The 20,085-nt window shown below is 34.2% G+C and carries 18 protein-coding genes; all 18 read right to left on the bottom strand.

The window, feature by feature from the left end; genetic code table 11:
- Window position 1: 1 nt before the first annotated feature.
- The 18 genes from BPR_RS02145 to BPR_RS19455 all read right to left on the bottom strand — a co-directional run bounded on the left by BPR_RS02145 (window position 2) and on the right by BPR_RS19455 (window position 20,083).
- Window positions 2-1,063, bottom strand: coding sequence for a sugar phosphate nucleotidyltransferase (locus BPR_RS02145; protein ID WP_042256375.1), 1,062 nt, complete (start codon window positions 1,061-1,063; stop codon window positions 2-4).
- Between the two features lie 44 nt (window positions 1,064-1,107).
- The gene (locus BPR_RS02140; protein WP_143754248.1) at window positions 1,108-2,217 is read right to left on the bottom strand and encodes a hypothetical protein; all 1,110 of its coding nucleotides are present in this window, start codon (window positions 2,215-2,217) and stop codon (window positions 1,108-1,110) included.
- A 44-nt stretch (window positions 2,218-2,261) separates the two neighbouring features.
- Window positions 2,262-3,095, bottom strand: coding sequence for an alpha-1,2-fucosyltransferase (locus tag BPR_RS02135; protein WP_052301780.1), 834 nt, complete (start codon window positions 3,093-3,095; stop codon window positions 2,262-2,264).
- A 17-nt stretch (window positions 3,096-3,112) separates the two neighbouring features.
- On the bottom strand, window positions 3,113-3,964 hold the full coding sequence (locus tag BPR_RS02130) for an FkbM family methyltransferase (protein ID WP_013279817.1): 852 nt from the start codon (window positions 3,962-3,964) through the stop codon (window positions 3,113-3,115).
- A 30-nt stretch (window positions 3,965-3,994) separates the two neighbouring features.
- A complete protein-coding gene (locus BPR_RS02125; protein WP_013279816.1) occupies window positions 3,995-5,791 on the bottom strand; it encodes an ABC transporter ATP-binding protein in 1,797 nt (598 codons plus the stop codon).
- Window positions 5,788-6,855, bottom strand: a complete 1,068-nt coding sequence (locus BPR_RS02120; RefSeq protein ID WP_013279815.1) for an acyltransferase family protein — start codon at window positions 6,853-6,855, stop codon at window positions 5,788-5,790. The genes BPR_RS02125 and BPR_RS02120 overlap by 4 nt, the downstream gene beginning before the upstream one ends.
- A gap of 27 nt (window positions 6,856-6,882) precedes the next feature.
- A complete protein-coding gene (locus BPR_RS19470) occupies window positions 6,883-7,881 on the bottom strand; it encodes a glycosyltransferase (RefSeq protein WP_207636485.1) in 999 nt (332 codons plus the stop codon).
- 53 nt (window positions 7,882-7,934) lie between these two features.
- On the bottom strand, window positions 7,935-9,263 hold the full coding sequence (locus tag BPR_RS02110; RefSeq protein WP_013279813.1) for a glycosyltransferase: 1,329 nt from the start codon (window positions 9,261-9,263) through the stop codon (window positions 7,935-7,937).
- An 11-nt stretch (window positions 9,264-9,274) separates the two neighbouring features.
- The gene (gene asnB, locus BPR_RS02105) at window positions 9,275-11,161 is read right to left on the bottom strand and encodes an asparagine synthase (glutamine-hydrolyzing) (protein ID WP_013279812.1); all 1,887 of its coding nucleotides are present in this window, start codon (window positions 11,159-11,161) and stop codon (window positions 9,275-9,277) included.
- A gap of 33 nt (window positions 11,162-11,194) precedes the next feature.
- A complete protein-coding gene (locus BPR_RS02100; protein ID WP_013279811.1) occupies window positions 11,195-12,277 on the bottom strand; it encodes a Gfo/Idh/MocA family protein in 1,083 nt (360 codons plus the stop codon).
- A 95-nt stretch (window positions 12,278-12,372) separates the two neighbouring features.
- The gene (locus BPR_RS02095; protein ID WP_013279810.1) at window positions 12,373-12,948 is read right to left on the bottom strand and encodes a glycosyltransferase; all 576 of its coding nucleotides are present in this window, start codon (window positions 12,946-12,948) and stop codon (window positions 12,373-12,375) included.
- A gap of 1 nt (window position 12,949) precedes the next feature.
- On the bottom strand, window positions 12,950-13,471 hold the full coding sequence (locus BPR_RS02090) for a hypothetical protein (protein ID WP_013279809.1): 522 nt from the start codon (window positions 13,469-13,471) through the stop codon (window positions 12,950-12,952).
- Between the two features lie 14 nt (window positions 13,472-13,485).
- On the bottom strand, window positions 13,486-14,358 hold the full coding sequence (locus BPR_RS02085; RefSeq protein WP_013279808.1) for an alpha-1,2-fucosyltransferase: 873 nt from the start codon (window positions 14,356-14,358) through the stop codon (window positions 13,486-13,488).
- Window positions 14,359-14,366: 8 nt separating this feature from the next.
- Window positions 14,367-15,410: a glycosyltransferase family 2 protein gene (locus tag BPR_RS19465; RefSeq protein ID WP_013279807.1), complete on the bottom strand. Its 1,044-nt coding sequence runs from the start codon at window positions 15,408-15,410 to the stop codon at window positions 14,367-14,369.
- A gap of 18 nt (window positions 15,411-15,428) precedes the next feature.
- A complete protein-coding gene (locus BPR_RS02075) occupies window positions 15,429-16,466 on the bottom strand; it encodes an acyltransferase family protein (protein WP_013279806.1) in 1,038 nt (345 codons plus the stop codon).
- A 27-nt stretch (window positions 16,467-16,493) separates the two neighbouring features.
- Window positions 16,494-18,029 carry a glucosyltransferase domain-containing protein gene (locus tag BPR_RS02070; RefSeq protein ID WP_013279805.1) on the bottom strand — a complete coding sequence of 512 codons (1,536 nt, stop codon included), beginning with the start codon at window positions 18,027-18,029 and terminating at the stop codon, window positions 16,494-16,496.
- A gap of 19 nt (window positions 18,030-18,048) precedes the next feature.
- Window positions 18,049-18,957, bottom strand: a complete 909-nt coding sequence (locus BPR_RS19460) for an FkbM family methyltransferase (RefSeq protein WP_013279804.1) — start codon at window positions 18,955-18,957, stop codon at window positions 18,049-18,051.
- A gap of 25 nt (window positions 18,958-18,982) precedes the next feature.
- Window positions 18,983-20,083, bottom strand: a complete 1,101-nt coding sequence (locus tag BPR_RS19455; RefSeq protein WP_167531133.1) for a glycosyltransferase family 4 protein — start codon at window positions 20,081-20,083, stop codon at window positions 18,983-18,985.
- Window positions 20,084-20,085 lie beyond the last annotated feature (2 nt).

Here is a 20,085-nt window from a genome sequence, read left to right as displayed (position 1 = left end):
ATCATCTTGAATCACTAAGTCTTTTCTCCATTCGTTTCATTTCCTCAAACTCGCCCATGTCCAAAAAAGAATTATCATCTATAGGATACATTCCGACTTTTTTTTGTGAATCTATCAATTTCTGCGCTAACTGTGTCATATGAAACACTTCCTTTTCGGGTATCCAATCGATAAATTTCGGATTGATTATATACATTCCAGTGTTCACCATTGTCGGAATAGACGGTTTCTCCCTCATCGATAACACTTTTCCATTTTCTCCAGTCTCCAGTACACCATATGGAATAGAAATATTCTTCAATGAAGATACAATTGTCATATCATTATTCAGTTGTTTATGACATGATATGATATCTTCATAATCAGCTTCTATAAGAATATCACAATTAGTCACTATAACCGGAGAGGTAAACACTCTATCAATTAATCTTATCCCTCCAGCAGTTCCCAAAGGTTCTTCTTCATTTACGAACTCTACCTGATAAGGAAGCTTCTGATCCATAAAATAGGATTTTATCATCTCTCTTTTGTAATTTAATACTAGATAAAAATCACACGCTCCATACTTATGGAACTGATTCATAATACGCTCTATAATTGGTACTTCACCTATCGGAATAAGCGGCTTAGGAAGAATCTTTGTATATGGGTACAACCTAGTCCCCTTGCCTCCCGCCATAATTATTATAGGAACATCTTTAAGGCAATCATTTAATCCTGCAGAAGAATAAAACTCGTCAAATACTATATCTTTGATAAAACCATTATCATCAATTATAGGGAGAGATCTAACCCCTAATGTATTCAAAACATTATCTGCTATATCTCTCTGGCTCTCCATTATGCACTTTGCATTTCTATTCAAAAACATGGAAACGGTGCCTGTTATATTGCCGGTCTGGATAACCCAGCGACGAATATCTCCATCGGTTACACTTCCCAAAAACTTTCCATTCTCATCAACAATATACAAGACTCCTCTAGCATTGTCTTGTATTTTTTTCATAGCATCCACAACAGTAATGTTTTCTGTACTCAGGCAATTTGCAATATTCTTTTTCATATATATTCTTCTCATCAAATTCTTTTTTCGGACAGTACTTAATTCTATATAACTTCCTTAATCGTACATTCTAACTCACTTATGGTAGTTGGTGTGTAATTGATACACCCCTCTTTTTCGATTTCTTCCAATGACCATTTCCAGTACTTCTCGTCCAACAACCATTCTTTATATGGTTGTATGTCTCGCAACCAAATAACTTTCATTTTACGGTGCATTAATAGCGCTGATAAAAAAACTGCACTAGTATCATCTGCAATAATAACCTTATCACTCAATTCATTATTCATACAATACAATTCCCATGGATAGGCTTTTTCGGCTACTCTAACCCTATATTTGTCATAATACCCAACCGGAGTTCTAGGATGGGGTTTTATATACAACTTTTCAGGTTTTATCCATTTTAAAATCACGTTCAACTCGGAAATCAATGTTTCTTCCGCTTTGGTTTCACCTGGGACTCCTAATAGTAAAATATACTTCTGATTTATAGTATATTTAGAATCATAACCAAATACATTATTGATAATCTTTATCATTTCTGGTCTTCTAAATAAATCTGTAGAAACATCGATGGTCCGTCTCCTACGAATTATTGGCGAAATATCACTTCTGAACATATAATAATCAAAACTAAGCTTATTATACGTAAATTCGCCATTTCTAAGTCTAAATAATCTGTCATATGTTCCATCACAATACACAGGATACCCACATTTAAGAAGAGCAAATGGATCTTCACGAAAAAAGCCCACAAAACAATCACTATACACGTGAACATTCATGTCTTTATTATTGTTTTTCAAGTATAAATATATGCATGTAAAAGCTGTATTCGGATTCCAAAAAAATAAATCATCGTATTGTCCAACCAAATCGGTACCAATAATTTTATTAATCGCACATTTTAAACTCAAAATGCCCCAAATTTTCTTGTCCATTCTATTAAGGGCATCTGTATTTGCCAAATAAACCTCGTCAAATATAGTTTTTAAAGTGCAACTGCTGATAATTCTTTCAACTTCTGGAATACTATTACTAAGTACAATATCAAAAACGCAATCCCTAAAATGCTGTGTTCTTATTGCAATTGCAATCATCAAATTTGGAAGGCTATCCACAATTATAATCTTTTTAAACTTTTTTTCCATGTACAAATAGTCCTTCAACATTTATTTATGCAGAAACAAATCCCCTATAACGAGATCCAGCCCCAATATGCAATATTGCTATTTTCAAAACAATTCATCCACCTATTAGGTGAAACAACAACTTTCCCGTTGTTGTATTCAAGATACGCCCCCCACCAACTAAATGAACTATTTGCAATTATATTGTTTTTACATTTACTCATAAGAATCAGATCGTAAATAGCACCTTTTTCAGAATTATAATCAATCCAATTTATTTTATGCTTTGCTAACAATGCTGAAGCTTTATCGACATCATCTGAAAAGCCGTAATATACAGGATTAGATATATTTCCTTCAATATAACTAAAAGCTCTATCATAATAATCGGCATCACAAATTCCGCCGTACAAATCTTGGAGATTTAAATAATCCCCCATACGAACATGCACGGCTACTGAATTCTCATTTTCCATCTTCTCTGCTAACTTTTTTTGTTCTAGCGGCAAACATGGAAACTTCATATGTTTTAATAATTCATCTTTTATATCATCAAAATACCTGTAATTTTGCCAATAGCCTTCTAAATAACAATCATCATAGCTTAGAATCTTTTTATTATATACATATGGTTTCTTTTCAAAATAATAATGCCTGTGTTGAAGAAATCCCGGCACAAATCTAATGGTTTTTCTATTCAAATATTCAGCTATTTCATCTGCACTAGCAATATTAAATTCAATGCCCAATTCGTCTAAATAAAAAAACCTTTTTTCGTTCCCATCCCCAAATGCACTTATATCAGCCTTTACGTCTTTTCCAAGTATCCTCATCTTTTCGTAAAGTGCATACTGAAAAAGTTGATTTCCCAAAGCTCCACAAAATTTAATAATTATCATACTACATTCCAAACATGTTAATTATAATAACCTAATGGTATTTCCGGTAACTGATCGATATTTTTCTCATCTAGATCCGTAGGGAAAAATCTATTAGAATCCTTAAATTGATAGTTATTCCTGTTAACATACGTCACTTCCAACATGTCTGGGAGTATCCAGCCATCCAAATTTATAGCGCCTCCCCAATTATTTGCGTGTACATGAACCAACTGATGGGTTCTATTAAGATTCTCTAGTCCCGCAAGGATCAAATCCTTATGCCCTAGATTATGCATTCCATGCAGTTCCATCACAATCTGATCAAATGCCTTAAACGTATCGCTACTGACATTTTTTAACACTTCCCACTCAAAACCTTCTATGTCCATTTTTAGTATCATATTCTCTTCACTATCGTGGCAATTATCATGAACAATTTCTTCAAGCGTTTTCATATTACTGCTAGAATTACACTTTCCGCATATCCCTATTGGCTTCCAGTGTAGGAAATCATTATGAACCGGAATATCCTTAATTGTATGGTCATACATATAAACATTCACTTTTCTATCGGAAAAGTACGTGTCAAAAGATATCTCATCACCTATTCCTATACTATATATTTCCGTAACCTTATCCATGTCGTCAACCATAACATAACCGCCATCAGCAGGGCTACCTACTCTAGTATAGTTTTTTCCATTTACATCTTTTACTTTTAACGCTGATCTCAGCTTACGTGTATACTCAACTTCCTCTAAAAATAAAGGGCGTAAAAAGTCATCCGTATTTTTCTGCTTTAATAATTTAGTCTGAATCTTTTCTAAAGAATCCAGGTTTCTATTCATGTTCTTTAAAATATTGGCATATTTTTCAATTTTTTTCATCGTTTTACCTCATTTATTTTTCATTTCGCCTTACAGAACTTCTTCTTTTTGACGTTCAAAGGCAATCCCATCTTTTATTTCATACACTCTATCACAATTTCGTATTGTTGTAAGCCTATGCGCTATTATTATAAGTGTTTTTTGCCCAATAAGCGCATCTATAGATTCCATAACGGCATTTTCTGTCTCCGTATCAAGCGCTGAAGTAGCTTCATCTAGAATCAATATTTCTGGATTCTCATATAGCGCTCTGGCTATTGCTATACGTTGCCTCTGACCACCAGAAAACTTAACTCCTCTTTCACCTACAACAGTATTTATTCCATTTGGCAAACCGCTAACAAAATCTCCCAATTGAGCTTTACTAATAGCATCCCAAACTTTATCTTCCTGAACCATATCTTCTGGAATACCAAAAGCCACATTCGCTTTTATTGTATCATCTATTAGATAAACAGACTGTGGTACATATCCTATTGTTTTAGCCCACTCATGCGGTATTGAATATATGTCTGTTCCATCAACAATAATACTACCACTTTGGGGTTTAAAAAGACCTAATAGCATATCTGCAAGAGTAGTTTTCCCCGATCCAGAAGCACCAATAAGCGCAATAGATTCTCCTTTATTTATCTTCAAACATAAGCCATTTAATACGCTATCATTGGAATTTTTATATCTCCATACAACATCTTTAATCTCTATATTATTCTCAAATACAAATGTATTAGAATCTGTCAAATACTGAGAAGATGTATTTTCTTCACGCATTCCAATATTGTCTTTTTCTATTTGCCTCGCCTCTCGAATATTATCATAGCATATGGTCAATCTCGCTTGGTTATACACTATGTTGTTAATTCTAGAAGACATCTTGGAAATTGATGGAAGTATCTTAAAAGCGCCCAAAGCAAAAGCACCTAAAACCGGAATGAAATGAATTGCATCTGTTCCTATTGCTATTCTTATACACGCTATTCCTATGAATCCACCAACACACACTCCTTCTAATATTCTATCTGGGCATGCGTTAATGAAATTATTTGTCACATTTAATTTTTCAACTATTTTGGAAGCCTTTTCGTACTGCTCAATAAAAATACCTCTCCTATCCATAACAGTTATTTCTTTAATACCATTTACAGCCTGATAGCTATACATGAACTGTTTTGTATTCGCATCTATAAAAGCTTGTCCTGCATATTTAAGCTTCTTTTTAAAGCCGTACACTATTACCAAAAAACATATTCCAGCTAAAAGAAGAGCTCCCACTGCAACAAACAAATCTGTGTATAATAAATAAACACCTATCATAACTGCAGTCAAAAAGCTGGTTAAAAACTCAAATATACTCAGCATTACCTGATAAGCAGCTGAGGTATCTCCATTTATTCCTCGTATTATGACCGCACTATTAGTGTTTACAAAGAATTCATATGGTCTTTTTAAGTAAGACTCAAGCATTAGTGTTGACAGTTCTCTAAGAAAGCTTGCAGAAAATTTCTGTTGAATATAAGTGCATAATAACGCAACACAATTTTTCAGCAAAAAAACAATGATTATAATGATACCAATGAATAATACCATCGTTACAGGTGTGATTTCTGGCCAAATCTTATATATTATGTGTGCGTACCACTTTTCGCTCATATTATCCATATCTACCATGGCATCAAGAAATGGATATATCACAGATACACTCAGTAATTCTAACAATGAACATATAATCATTGAAGCAAAGACTATTACTGATTTCTTTTTTTGCTTCTTTGTCATTATTTCTGTTAATTCACTAATTATTCTTTTAACAGACTTCAAATCTTTCATGCATCAACCTTTTTTATCTGAGTTTTATTCTTTTTGATAGTATCATACACATACTGTGCTAAAAAGGCTATTACAATGCACAATATGTACAGAATTATGTGCGATAAATAGCCATGATTTATTCCATGCTTATTCAATAATTCGATATAAATCAAGCTGATTGCCTCGTGAAATAAATATAATGGAAAACTTGCTCTTCCTAAAAAGCTAAAGATTTTATGGCTAAGTAGGCTATCATCAGTACCCCCGCTAAAAGATATCGCAACAGCTATTGTCAAGAGCATAAACATAGGATATTCAAATTCTATCTGTAAGTCTGAACTAATATACACTATTGTCAACAAATAGATTGCTGCTTCGGCTATTCGCAATGTAATTCCATGTCTATATATCTCTTCAGTATTTTTAATATTCTTTGCAAGTTCATAAGCAATGCATCCAGCACACATCACAGCAAGCGGATACCATAAACCACTAGCTATTCTAAATCTATTCTTATAATTCAATAAAACATATAGGCTAGCAATTGAGGTTAATGGGGCAATAATTCGAATAAAAATCTCTCTCTTCCACAGTATTAGCGGAAATAAAACCAATGAACAAATCATTAGCGCAGATAAATACCATGAAGCAGGCACATAAAAGCCATTAGGATATAATTCTCCGCCATTTAACCCTATATACTGCATCATAAAAAAGCCTGAAATATTGTATAGCGAATGCTTTATTCCTCCAGAAATGCTTTCTCTCATGCAATCCCAAACAAAATTCAAGATAAAAGCTGGAATATACCACGTCATAAAATACTTATATTTCTTCCAAAGATATTGCGTAGTAACCTTTGGAATGTCCGCAGAATCAACTATTTTGTCAGTTGACTTTGCCAACAAAGCTCCAGAAACAAGAAAGAAGAATACTACTGCAAAACCACCGCCTCTTTGACTAACTACTTGAAAATGCAAACCAAAAGCATCAAAAAGGTCTGTTCTCATTCCAAGATGGTGTAGCATTATTACTATTGCAAAAACAAAACGTAATAAATCTATTTTTCCATTTCTTTTCATCTTATTTTATCCCACAAAATTGTTAGTTTATTGGTTTTTATACCTATGTTCTTCTTTTTTCACACTTATAATCGAAGGTACTGAACATATGCTAAACAGCTTAAATACTCCCCATGGCTTTTTTTCAGCTTTACTTACATGCATTATTTTCTTATACCAGTAATATCTAAACTCCCGTTCAAATAGATATTTGTTAAACTTCTGTAAATGTCTATTAATTTGAAACATACTCTTTAATGCCATTATTGTCTCTTTAGGAGAATATTCACTATCATTATATGGTAATTGAGAAATAATCCTGCATTCTCTTTCTGACAAGCCTTCAAATGTATTAAAAAGTCGTTTCGAAGCTGTCATTATAGAACACTCCATCTGCCCACCATTAAAACCATTTGATATTTGACCTTCATGCTCTCGATATTTGAGCAAGGATTTCTCTATTCTATGGATTTTACCGTCATTTAGTATAATATCAGTTGTAATAGCATAATCCTGTGCGTATCTTAAGCTTTCATTATATCGTATTCCATGTTCAAACAAAAAGGATTTTCGCATCATATATGTCGAATGCGCAAATCCTGTGTTTTGAACCAGCATTCTGATTTCTGCAATCTCTGGTCTTCTGACCCTGCTATTTATTTTGCTCTCATCAAATAGTATCTTATCACCGTCAAAGCCTATAGAATTAGCGCCCAAAAGGCTCACTTCAGGATGCGTCTCCATATACTCAATCTGAATTGCAAATCTTTCAGGCATTGAAATGTCATCAGCATCCATCCTGGCTATGTATTTGCCCTGACAACTATCTAGTCCGACATTAAGCGATTTGGTTAAGCCAATGTTTTCCGAATTTCTGATAAGTTTTATTCTGCTATCTTTGATACTATATTCCTTCAGGCAACTTACAGTATCTTGATTAGAGCAACCATCATCAATAATAATAAACTCATATTCTCTAAATGTCTGGTTCAATATACTATCAATTGACTCATGCAAATATTCAACAGGTGTTTCATATACTGACATTATAACAGATAACGTCAATTCATTATGTTGCATATATTCAAATCCTCAAATACTTAATTACCTAAAACCTTAGTAGCCTGTTGTTCTATTTCTTCGCGTAAAACTCCGTCCCCGAAATGAATCCATTCCAAATCCTTACCTTTATGTTTTTCTGCCACAATTCCCAGTGCTTCAATGATAAGATTTACTCTTTTCAAAGGAATCAACGAGGCGCAGCTAACAATTCTATGACAATCATCGCTTTGGCTAGCAACAATATCTTCATTTTCTCTTGTAGCATTTTCTACCGGAGTATAGCTACCTGATCCCAAAAAACTTACAATACATTTACTATCGTCAATGCTATGCCTTTTACAATAGTACTCTTTTCCTGTATTGCATACAAAGACCATTTTATCAATCAATGTATCTATCACAGGAGCAAATGGCTTGCGCATTCTTTTTCCCCATTGTTCATCCTGGTAATCGTAACCATGTACTCTAGTTAATATCTTGGATATTCCTATTTTATTTCTATTAAGGCATAGTCCCAAGACTGGCGGAAGGTTCCAAAACGAATATATGATTGTATCCTCTTTATCAAATTCAGTCTTGAAAGTCTCACTATACCAATTATAGAAAGCCAGTGCTTCTCCATAATACTTTATAGATTCCCATAGTTTGATGCTCATTTTGTTTTTACTATGGACAATTTCTTTTCTTTCCAGTTTTACCCTTTTATCAAAGAAATAACTCAGGGCACAGGGAATTAGTGCCAAAAAGCTGTATTTATATGTGTACTCACAAAAAGTAACTTTGCCCTTTAGTGATTCAGAGTTTAGCAGTTTTAGAGCATTAGCTTCGAAAATTCTTTTTTTAGAATCATCTATCTCAGTTGTTATACAGGCAATAATTGTCACATCAAAACTTTTTAATAATTCCTTAAGTTCAGCTTGTAGAAACCCAATCTCACTACCAAGATAAGGATATCCATTTGTAATGAGAATGATATTCTTTAGCTTTTTGCCTCCTTCTTTGCCAAGAAAGCTCACAAATTCCTTGGCATTTTTCTCAGCATCAAGCTTTTCTTCCCATATTTGCCTTGATTTCTTTCCTAATTTTTCTCTTTCCTCTTTAGGCAATTCCAAGAGTTCTACTATCTTATCAGCCATTTCTACTGGTGTGAAATTAATAGGTAATAAAAAGCCATTACCATCTATCATCTCCTTAACTCCACCTACATCTGTAGAGATAATCGGGATTCCAGCACTTTCTGCTTCCATAATGGAAACAGGCGCCCCCTCTAGCTCAGAAGCATGCACAAAGCAGTCTATTCTGTTTTTGTTATAGTACTCTAATACCTGTTCATTGGAGACCTGCCCCATAAACTTATACTTTATCATCACGCTCCACTTCAAACAGAAACATTAAATATCTTAACCCAATGCGCCGAGTCAATTATTCTCCAGATCATGAAATTGCCTCTTTTGATATTATCCTTATTATCATCAAACCATCGTAATACTCTATCTGTGTCAAACAAATCCCTGTATATCTCCAAGGCATCCACTAATTCCTTGCGGAATACATCACTATTGTCCTTGATCCACTGATTTTCAGGCGTCACGAATCCAAATTTGCTGATACGCATCCTAACTTTTTCAGGTAGAATACCTTTAAGTCCATCTCTCATAACAGCCTTGCTATAGCCATTTCTTATTTTGTACTCGTAAGGCATCTCATATACGCTGTTCACCAGCCTATAATCCAGAAAAGGCAATCTGGATTCTATTGAAAAAGCCATAGAATTTCTATCACACCTATGTAACAGCTGCAGTAGCTCATTTTCCATATATGTCTTAATATAGTTCCTAGGCTTTCCCTGTGGATAAATCAACTCACTGGACACCACCTGCTTAATCAATTTCTTATCAAACGGTATTTTAGCAACTTTCTCAAGATATACCTTCTTTATATGCCTATGAATTGCTCCTGGCGTAAAACACTCTCTTATAGCAGACAGTATAACCTCTCTTGATGAAATGTGCTTTTCAGAGTTTGCACGCAGTGCAAGATAAGCATCAATTTCTTTTTTTAAGTATTTAAACTTACACTTCTTAATTGCATTAACAAACAACACTGTATAGAAATCAGTATACCCAGCCAGTTGCTCATCAGCACCTTGTCCATCCAGCATTACAGTAAGGCCATTTTCCTTGGCCGCCTTACACACTGACCACTGCGCATATGTAGAGGTTGATCCCAATGGCTCGTCCATATGCCAAATAATCTTGTCCAGGTCATTCCACAGATTATCTGTATTAGGAAAAATTTTATGCGAAGTAATATCTGTAGCCTTTATTACTTCATCCATATACTCCTGCTCATCATAGTTTTTGTCCTCAAAACAGGATGAGATTGTATGCTGCTCTTTAAAACCATCATTTACACTCGCGTTACCAATGATTTTATCTGCGGCGCAAACTATAGCGGAACTATCCAAACCTCCAGATAAGAAATATCCGACTGGAACATCCGACCTAAGCCTTAGTTTTACAGCTTCGAAAAAAGCATCTTTAAATTTTGCACAGGCATCCTCATACTTAATATTTTTTTCTCGACTATCGCCTATATCATAATATCTTTCTTTTGAAAAAGAATGCGATTCAAGGTCATATACCATATTGTATCCAGGCTCTAACTGATAAATATCATCGAACATAGTATAAGGAGGAACATCGTTAGTGCCACGAATAATATACCGTAAAAGCATGTCTCTGTTCGCACGTGGCCGCTCCTGTAGTATTTCAAAAAACTGTTTAATCTCAGAAGCAATCAAAAAAAAGCCTTCCTGATCGGTATAATATAATGGTTTAACACCAAATCTATCTCTGGAACAAAATAAACTTTTATTCTTCTTATCATACAAAACAAATGACCACATACCATTAAAATGGCGGACGCATTCGTTCCCCCATTCTATATAGGAATGAATTATTATCTCTGTATCCGTCTGTGTTTTGATATGATATCCTTTTTGAGATAGTTCATTTCTTAACTCTATATAATTGTATATTTCGCCATTAAATATCAGAACATAGTCATCAATTTTCTCAAATGGCTGATGCCCATCTGCAGAAAGATCTATTATAGAGAGCCTCCTATGCCCTAATGCCAAACCATCGTCAAAATATACTCCTCGATCATTCGGCCCTCTATAACTGATTATATCAACCATTCGATCAAATCTGTTTCTATCGATATGTCCAGTCTTTTTAATGCAAGCTGCTATTCCACACATATATATCTGATTACCTACACTCTATTATTAGGTTTACTTATTATCAAAGCGCCCCTCAAATTCCAGTGTTGAGCATTCCGCTAAAGGAAACTTCACTATTTCTCCGGATGCAGCAGACTTATATATAGCTAAAACAAGCTCGAGAGCTCTTTTACCAGCCTCTGCATCTACATATGGCTGTCTATCACTCTGAATCGCATCAATAACATCAGCATATAATGGTGTGTGCCCAAATCCATATACATTTGGTGGATTTTCATGAAACCTTGCCTTAACTTCATCTGGATCATCAAGCATATCTGAGAAACGCCACTCTTCAATCACATTAACTGATGTACCTCCAGCTTTTACCGTTCCCTTTTCTCCAAAAAGATACAACGTTTCCTCAAGATTCTTGGGATAAATGTTGGTAGTTCCCTCTACTATACCGTAAGAACCATTTCTAAACTTAATAAGTGCAATTCCTAAGTCTTCTGCTTCAATGTAATCATGTTTGAGGCGATCAGTCATCCCAACAACGCAATCAATCTCATCTCCCATCATCCATCTGAGAAGATCGATATTGTGAATACATTGATTCATAAGCGCGCCACCGTCCTGAGCCCAAGTACCTCTCCACTTAGCACGAGAATAATACTCATAATCTCTGGCCCACCTAATATGTGCTGTTCCATGGAGCAGTTTACCAAATCTCTCCATATCAACAGCTTCTCTAATCTTCTGAATAGACTTGTTAAACCTATTCTGATGGCAAGCACATACTTTTAAACCTTCCTCTTTTGCTGCAGCAATTATCCGATCAGCATCTGCAAGCGATAAAGCTATAGGTTTCTCTACGATAATATTAGCATGTCCTTTTTTCAAGCAATTAATCGCGATTTCAGCATGTTTGCCTGATTCTGTCGCTATAGCGACAAGTTCAGGCTTTTCCTTATCTAACATTTCAAGGTAATCAGTATAGCAATGTACCTGTTCAGGCAACTTGAACTTCACCATCTTGTCATGCATATTTTGCTCAACAATATCACAAATAGCAACAATCTCAAGGCCGTTATTCTGCGCTGCCACAATATGGTTAGGTGATATACGGCCACAGCCAATTAACGCATATTTCATAAACTACTCCCTTTTAAATCCAAAAAAGATGAAAAATATTTAATCAATCATTTCATTATAGCAATATTTCCCCTAAAAGCCAAAACGCTTTATACTCATTTCTTAAGATACTCTAGAACTGGCTTCATAGTAATATTCATATCAGCATTTTTTCTACAAAAATCAACGATAGTCTCCTTCAGTGTTTCCTTTGTTCCATATTGTTCTAAGTTCTCATAAAAATGCACTATTTTGTCCATATCTATAACAGAACTATCATTATTGAACTGGATAAAAAAAGGAACGTCTTTACCTATAAAAATATCTTCTCTACATCCCGACACTATAGGTAGTCCATGTAATAGATACTCTCTAATTTTAAGCGCACTGGATAGGTATAGTTTTCTTTTATATGCGCCAAAGATTCCAAGCCCAATATCTGCCTTTTTATATACTTCTTCTAGCCTTTCCCCTGTTAATTTCCCATAAAAAAAAATCGAATCTGTCAATCCGAGTTTTTGAACTAATTTCTTGTAATAATTAAGTTCTGTTCCTTCACCTACCATATGAAACAAAAATTCGACTTCATGCTCTTCTTCATTGTATTGTTTCAGACCTTTAATAACGCGCTCATACCCATGAGACTTTTGAAAATTCCCCACAGTGAATAGATTTATTACTTTTTTCTCCATTTCACATTCCTATTCCATTAATAATTCTTATAGTCTTTATTCCCCAAATATAATCATCTTCAGAGAACGTCACCAATCTATCAACGTACTTTTTTAGTTGCTTCCTATAATGTCTATCCTTAAAAAACCATGGCCACATAGTGCCATTCTGAAAAAGCTCACGATCATAAGGATAGGTCGGTAGCTCAAATACCACTTTAGCATCAGGATAATTCCCCCTGATTTTGCTCAAGAAATGCATGTATTTCCTGTCCATTACCTGAGCTCGAATATAGAAAAAATTCACTTTATTCCCATTAGCTTTTTCTTTTATTTCATCCAGCGCCTCTTCATATTTAGCCCCCCATGAGCCACCAGGAAGACGCCATAAAATGGATTTTATAATGTTTGATTCTTCTTTTTCGATGACTATCCTATCTACATCATACTCCTGTGATAAAGCCTTGATTTGTGCAAGAACTTTTTTCTCAACGCCCAGAAATGCTGTTTTAGAGCCAATATGTATATAAAATCCTTTTTCCAACTAACCTACCTCTTTTATACAGGAACAATCTTCCATTTATCACAAATAAATGCTTTCATCAACTTCGTATTTTTCTCTTCATCTTGAAGCCATTTATCCGGAACAAGTACAATCTTATCATCACGATCTGACAACCAAGCAGACCACCAACTAAAAGTCGAATTTGCTGTAATAAGGCACCTGGATTTTTTCATCATCAGCATATCGATATCAGCTGAAGAACTGATAGTATTATCTACAAAGGTAACATTTCCGATGTCCGCAAGATTCGCTTTACACCAATCTATATCGTCAGAAAAAACATACAGGGGAATATTATTATCTCCTAGTTCCTTACAAGCAATTGAAACTGCTCTTTTATAGTATTCTTTGCTCAAAGAAATATAGATTTTATTATATCCTTCCTGAGTATAATCGCCGCGTCTTACATGAATTGCTATGGCATTATGCGCTTCCAACATATTCAAAAGTGCATTTTCTTTTTCTGAAACATTCCCAATATAAGACAATTCGTTTCTTATGTCATTTGAAATATTCTCAAAATACTGCTTGTTCTGCCAGTAGCCATAGTAAAATCTATAATTAAACAGAAAAACCCTTGGATCCAACTGATATTCAGAATACTCTTTGTAGGTTCCTGCTAGCCAAGCCACAAACGGGATTTTCTGAAACAGCAGCCTTATTTTATTATAGTATTCATGATTGCAAAAATCATATTTATGAATGTTATAGTTTTGAATGGCTAATTTCCTATCATTTACCGTACTATAAAACCCAGTATCAAATTCAATCAAACAATGTTTCCTGTCTTCTAGCATTCTAGCAAATGCATACTGGAACATCTGATTTCCAAGTCCACCATTCAAGGCAATTATTCTTTTTCTCATAATTTATCTCAGCGATATACCATCTTCTTAAAACGAAAAAGCATCCTATCTACCATATGAAGCATCACGAGTTTTTTATTTATGTATAGACGATATCTTAGCTTATTTATAAACTTCAACTTTATTTCCTTTTTATTAGACACGAAGAAGTTCTTATTATCTTCCAAAATGCCACTTAATGCCACTTTCTTTTCACTCAAGCTTATATCTCGTTTATTGTATTTAAATAAATGCTCCATTACAGTATTCAGCGCATTGGAATCATACGATAATAATAGTTCATTGGCTTCAGATGAACTATACTTTTGATCATCACAGATTTTCTGTACAATTCCTCTCACCTTGCTATATATATAAATCGCATCCCTAATATCCTTTTCGCTTTTATAATGAACAATACTATCATCCCTCAATATATAATTGTAAAGGCATTCATTTATTAACAAAAAGTCAGAAGCATATTTGATAATATATGCTGTCTGAAGCTTATCTTCACCAATATTAACTGCACAATCATAAATTTCATCTATGTGTTCTTTAAGGAAGTTCCCTTTTACAACTTTCCCCCATACACGATTATATTTGTCAGTACCGGCAAATTTCTCTAGCATTGACTCTTTAGATATAGATTCTGCTTCAAAATCAGTTACGATGCATCTTTTTTTATTGCATCTACCACATAAAAAATATCCACACACCAACACATCTGGATGACCATCACTTATGTAGTGATCAATCACATCCAAAAAATTATTTTCTATAAAATCATCAGAATCAACGAATATATAATACTCTCCTGACGCATTTTTCACTCCTGTAGCTCTGGCCTGCAAAAGTCCAGAATTATCCTGATGAAAAACAAATATGTTCGGATATTTAGCAGCATATCTATCACACATTTCGCCGGAATAATCTGTAGACCCATCATCCACTAAAATCACTTCGCAACTAGACGAAAACTGCCTTTGGATTATAATTGATTCCAAACACTTTTCTAAGTATTTATCTACGTTATAAACTGGTACCAAAAAACTGTATTTTATGTTCAACACTCAATCCTTATTTCGTTCTTACATTACATATTGCTTAATCTTTTTAGGTACTATCTGCGACAACAGAAATGTAGCTATTCCACTAATAACATATACTCCCAAAGCCCACATTGCATTTCGCTTAGGAATATTTAAATTGAAAGCAATTCTAATTCCACATAAAACTTCATTGACTAGTACATGCAAAACATAAATTCCCATAGTTAGAGAAGATAGTTTCTTAATTACTTCTCTTATCACGATAGGTATCATCTCACCATCAATTTGATAAAATAAGCCAAAGATAATTGTCGAAACCAACATTATTTCAGCTCCAGCATACTCAAAGCTTTTCTCACTGATATTCACGAATATTCCGCAATATCTAATAACCGCAATTGATATCAAGGCAGGTATCCAAAAGACTCCCTTAATATGATGTAAATATCTTTGAGCAAAAATTCCAATTATCATATAAGGAATCATTTCAGTAATTCTTCCTAACGAATACACCAACTCAATCCTGAGTTTCCCAAATAGCATCATGTTGATGCCACTATATTGCATAAATATAGCAGCAATAAACAATAATACCAATAAATATGTCCGTTTTCTCTCTGGTATTTTATTAAGTAAAAATACCAGTATCGTTAGAATCAATAAAACAAAATTAAACCACAAAGGTGGATTCAGATTTGGAGAATGACCTGTAATAGATTGCCAAAAAAAATCGTTAATCGAAACATCAATACCATCGGCAGCGCTACTACCAGCCAATCTGGCTCCAGCAGCCATCATTTTAAATACAATATAATATATTACCGCCCAAACAAGCATTGGTAAATACAACCTTGCCATACGGCGTCCTAGTTCTTTCCTTGTCGTCACATAAGTAAAGTAAAAAGCTACTATTACAAAAACTGGCACCGCCATACTTGTTAGATAGCTTAGCCATCCAAGAACTCCGCTATCGTACATATCTGAGCAATGTAATAGCACCACTTCAAAGCACATGATATTCTTCAATAACGCCAGTCCATAATTATAAGTGTGATTACTTTTTCCCTTTTCAGTCATTTTTCCCTTATTTATAAAAGATCAATTTTAATATTGCGCCCAATATAGTATATTGTTTTCGAAAACCATTTGATTCTTAGGATTAAATGTGTCAAAATCCTCCCATTTCATATCCGAAAACAGCCTATTTGCATCTTCTTCCGACATATCCTGTCTTTTATAGTTCTCACTATTAACATAGTTTAAAAATTCCACATCGCACCATTCCTTGTTTATTACCATGTGTGTACTAGGATATCCCATATATTTCATGTATGTATTCACCTTATCATATGCATATATCCCAGTTTTTAGATGCGTTACAACAACTGTATCAACGGTATTTCCTGATTCTTGTTCATACTCCTCAATGATGTCCTGCATCATCCGCATTTGAGCCATTTCCATTTTATTTGTAACGAGCACATCAGCAGCTGTTGTCTGAATAGAATAAAAATTCACAAGAAAATATATCGCTATCATTCCCTGCACAATAGCAGCTACTATTCTAAAATTGTTATAATATTTCTCTATAACCTTATATGTCATCAGTAATTGAGCGCTAAATGCTACAAAAATACCAATCAGAGTCCTGCTAGGCAGATATATAGTTGCCATAACTATACTAAACGATGCTGGAATCATCCAAATGATAATCGAAGTCACAATATAGGATATTATTCTATGTCTATCATTCTTAATCAAAATGCAAATACATACTAATTGAAACATTATGATCAATACTGCCAAAAAATACATTGGAAGCAATCCATAATTATGTTTCAAAATATTTAAATACTCTCTATATGCATAAAAAATATTGAGTCCTAAAGAATGTTTATCTGTCTGTCCGATAATTGTCTCTTTAACTTCATTGCTCTGTGTAATTAATGAATAGAATTTTGGACACAGCAATACTATCATGGCTGAACCACCTGCAATAATAAAAAGTCGAATTCCTTGTACCAAAGTTTTTTTATTCCAACTTGTTTCACATATAAAAAGAAGTGCTAATCCATAGATTAAAAATATTTGATAATTGATCTGATAAGTTCCAACGGATAAGAAGCAAAAAAGAAATGATATCTTATATTTTCCTCTATAGAAAAAAAGGAGCCCCATAGCAGCCAATAACGCTCCCACGCCACCTGTTGGGCCTCCAAAGACAAAATACTCAACGTAAAAAGGAGAAATTAGCCCCAGCGCAATAATAATCCATATCCACTTTTGGCTAATCTTCTCGAATTCATCTGAAAACGTTGCATACAAGACAGTTAAACCTGCAGAAAGAAAAAACATCAGCATTAGCTGCAAAACAAAAACATTATTTAAATAATTAATTCCTAATCTGTCCAAAGGAATCGTGATTGCCATCAATAAAACGCCTATCGGCCTACCTCCCAATAAGCTATTAATCATCATATCAGGCCAATTCACATTATATCCATAGCCTTCCCAAAGTGCCGCTGTATTATCAGGGTCATATGTCTGGTTAATAAAAAGAACAAATGACATATACACAAGCAAAAAGAAATAAGCAAATATAACTAAATATTTATATAATCCTTCCTTCTTAGTTTCCATTTCTCACCATTAAAATTAGTTATGAATTTAATCCTGTTCTGTGCGCTTCCAAAACGCCATGTCTAAAGTACGGATACTTCTGTTCCCCCATGCTAGGAACAAGCCTGTACCCTTTTCTAACATTGAACTCATAGCCATCTAATATACTCTTAATCTCTTCTTCTGCATCTTGTGAATGATAAACACACACAAGTAAAATAGCATTAGGATTTCGTTCCAATACCTTCTTCATACCACGAAGAGCGCTCTGTTCAGCCCCTTCTATATCCATCTTGATCAAGCCTATATTGTCTGGTATTTCGTCACCAAAGAATCCATCAAGTGATATTTCCTCTCCCTGATTCTTATCTGATACATATTTTTTTACTATTTCAACTTTATCCTTATACTTCTCGAATGTTCTATTTAAACACTCTATATAACTATCATTATATTCAAACAAATATACTTTTTCTGCCTTATCAATGACATCCGCTGTAAAAATACCTTCTGCCGCTCCAAGATCTATCACAGTTCCATAATTATCTATCTTTTCCAATTCATCAGTAAAATAAGCATGACTGCTATTCTTGTCTTGCTCGACAAGTAAAGATCTCATGTAACTCTTACACTTAGTTTTTGTCCATTCCCCTGGAAAATAAAGACAGAAATTTTTATATTTTACAACTTTATGCCCATTATTAGAATCAACCTCTATTTCAGCACCCCTCCTTATTTTTTTCCCGATTTCATCGTTATATGGAAAAAAATAGTGCTTAACAGAAATACTCTCCCCAAGTTCCCTGTACTCAGGTACATCTGATGTGCAAAGTTCTGATTTTATCCTTTTTAAAAATCCTCTGTATTTAATTTGGGAACAAAAGCCTATAAAAAAATCAAAAACAGATTCAGGGAAAATGCTAAAAATCGAAACTATAAACTCATACATAATTACTAATCTTCCTAATACAGTTCTATTGTAGAATATATTTTAATTCCTTTTGTGCCATTGAATTCAGAGTGTAGTGATTTCTAATATATTCGCTTCCATTTTTTCCCAAGCTAGCTCTTAACTCATAAGACTCATTGACTTTCAGCACTCCTCGTGCCATAGCATCTATATCCAAAAACGGGCAATAAATAGTTCCTTCGGGGAACAATCTTTCAAATATTGGCAACCTATATGCCACGACAGGAGTACCTGCTGTTAACGCTTCCGCTACAGCCATTCCCCAACCTTCCTCATGACTGGTAAAAAGAAAGCAATTAGATTTTTTTATTACTGACCATGCATCTTCTGAAGACATGAATCCCAATAAGTCTATCGATTCAGATACTCCCATATTATCAATCTTACTACGTAGTTCCTCTTCAAATTCTTTATTTCCTTTACCCATTATTGCAAGTTTAGCACCTGGTCTTTCAGAAATAACTTTTTGCCATATCTCAGGTAGTTCTAAAACTCCCTTTGAATAATTAAGTCGTGCCAAAAAACATGCATCGTATCCGTTCACCTCACTATTAGCTCTGTCAATAGCCTCAATATCAACAGCACAGTCTGTCAAATACACCTTTTTTGATTTGCATCTTTTTTCTAAGTAATTGAGTACAATCGGACTAGTTGTAAAATACTTATCTGCGTACTTTACTCCGCTAGATATTGACGCTTTCTGCTGTTGGCATGATAAAAAATTAGTAAAAACATTTCCAGGTCGTTTGTAAAATTTTTCAAACAAATGATAAGTTGTTATTTCCCATATGACAGTCTTGTTTTTTTTCTTGATCCAACACCCAGGCATAACATCAGGCATAATATCAGTCGATGAATATATTATATCATTAGTTTTAACTCTTTCTTTTAAAAGCCGGTAACACTCTGCCATTCTTTTAAAGTACTCAACGATTATATTCTTTCCATTCTTTTCTTTATCGGTATAAACTATTTCATATTTATCAATTCCTTCTTCAGTAAGTAATCTTGCAAAATCATGCGTTGTATATACCAAAAATCTATACTCAGAAGTATTATTCCACCGGCGTAACATCTCAATTGTGCGTCTGTCTCCACCGCTCATAC

This window comes from Butyrivibrio proteoclasticus B316, from assembly GCF_000145035.1.
Taxonomy (GTDB): Bacteria; Bacillota; Clostridia; order Lachnospirales; family Lachnospiraceae; genus Butyrivibrio; species Butyrivibrio proteoclasticus.
The sequence above is the reverse complement of the archived record's forward strand: the minus strand, read 5'-3'. Positions and strand labels throughout refer to the sequence as shown.

Coding starts and splice junctions, on each gene's coding strand:
- BPR_RS19455 (WP_167531133.1), bottom strand. CDS start 20,083: ATGAGCGGTGGAGACAGACGCACAATTGAGATGTTACGCCGGTGGAAT.
- BPR_RS02145 (WP_042256375.1), bottom strand. CDS start 1,063: ATGAAAAAGAATATTGCAAATTGCCTGAGTACAGAAAACATTACTGTT.
- BPR_RS02125 (WP_013279816.1), bottom strand. CDS start 5,791: ATGAAAGATTTGAAGTCTGTTAAAAGAATAATTAGTGAATTAACAGAA.
- BPR_RS02070 (WP_013279805.1), bottom strand. CDS start 18,029: ATGGAAACTAAGAAGGAAGGATTATATAAATATTTAGTTATATTTGCT.
- BPR_RS19470 (WP_207636485.1), bottom strand. CDS start 7,881: ATGTCAGTATATGAAACACCTGTTGAATATTTGCATGAGTCAATTGAT.
- BPR_RS02140 (WP_143754248.1), bottom strand. CDS start 2,217: ATGGAAAAAAAGTTTAAAAAGATTATAATTGTGGATAGCCTTCCAAAT.
- BPR_RS02135 (WP_052301780.1), bottom strand. CDS start 3,095: ATGATAATTATTAAATTTTGTGGAGCTTTGGGAAATCAACTTTTTCAG.
- BPR_RS02110 (WP_013279813.1), bottom strand. CDS start 9,263: ATGATAAAGTATAAGTTTATGGGGCAGGTCTCCAATGAACAGGTATTA.
- BPR_RS19460 (WP_013279804.1), bottom strand. CDS start 18,957: ATGTATGAGTTTATAGTTTCGATTTTTAGCATTTTCCCTGAATCTGTT.
- BPR_RS02120 (WP_013279815.1), bottom strand. CDS start 6,855: ATGAAAAGAAATGGAAAAATAGATTTATTACGTTTTGTTTTTGCAATA.
- BPR_RS02100 (WP_013279811.1), bottom strand. CDS start 12,277: ATGAAATATGCGTTAATTGGCTGTGGCCGTATATCACCTAACCATATT.
- asnB (WP_013279812.1), bottom strand. CDS start 11,161: ATGTGTGGAATAGCAGCTTGCATTAAAAAGACTGGACATATCGATAGA.
- BPR_RS02085 (WP_013279808.1), bottom strand. CDS start 14,358: ATGAGAAAAAGAATAATTGCCTTGAATGGTGGACTTGGAAATCAGATG.
- BPR_RS02095 (WP_013279810.1), bottom strand. CDS start 12,948: ATGGAGAAAAAAGTAATAAATCTATTCACTGTGGGGAATTTTCAAAAG.
- BPR_RS02075 (WP_013279806.1), bottom strand. CDS start 16,466: ATGACTGAAAAGGGAAAAAGTAATCACACTTATAATTATGGACTGGCG.
- BPR_RS02130 (WP_013279817.1), bottom strand. CDS start 3,964: ATGAAAAAAATTGAAAAATATGCCAATATTTTAAAGAACATGAATAGA.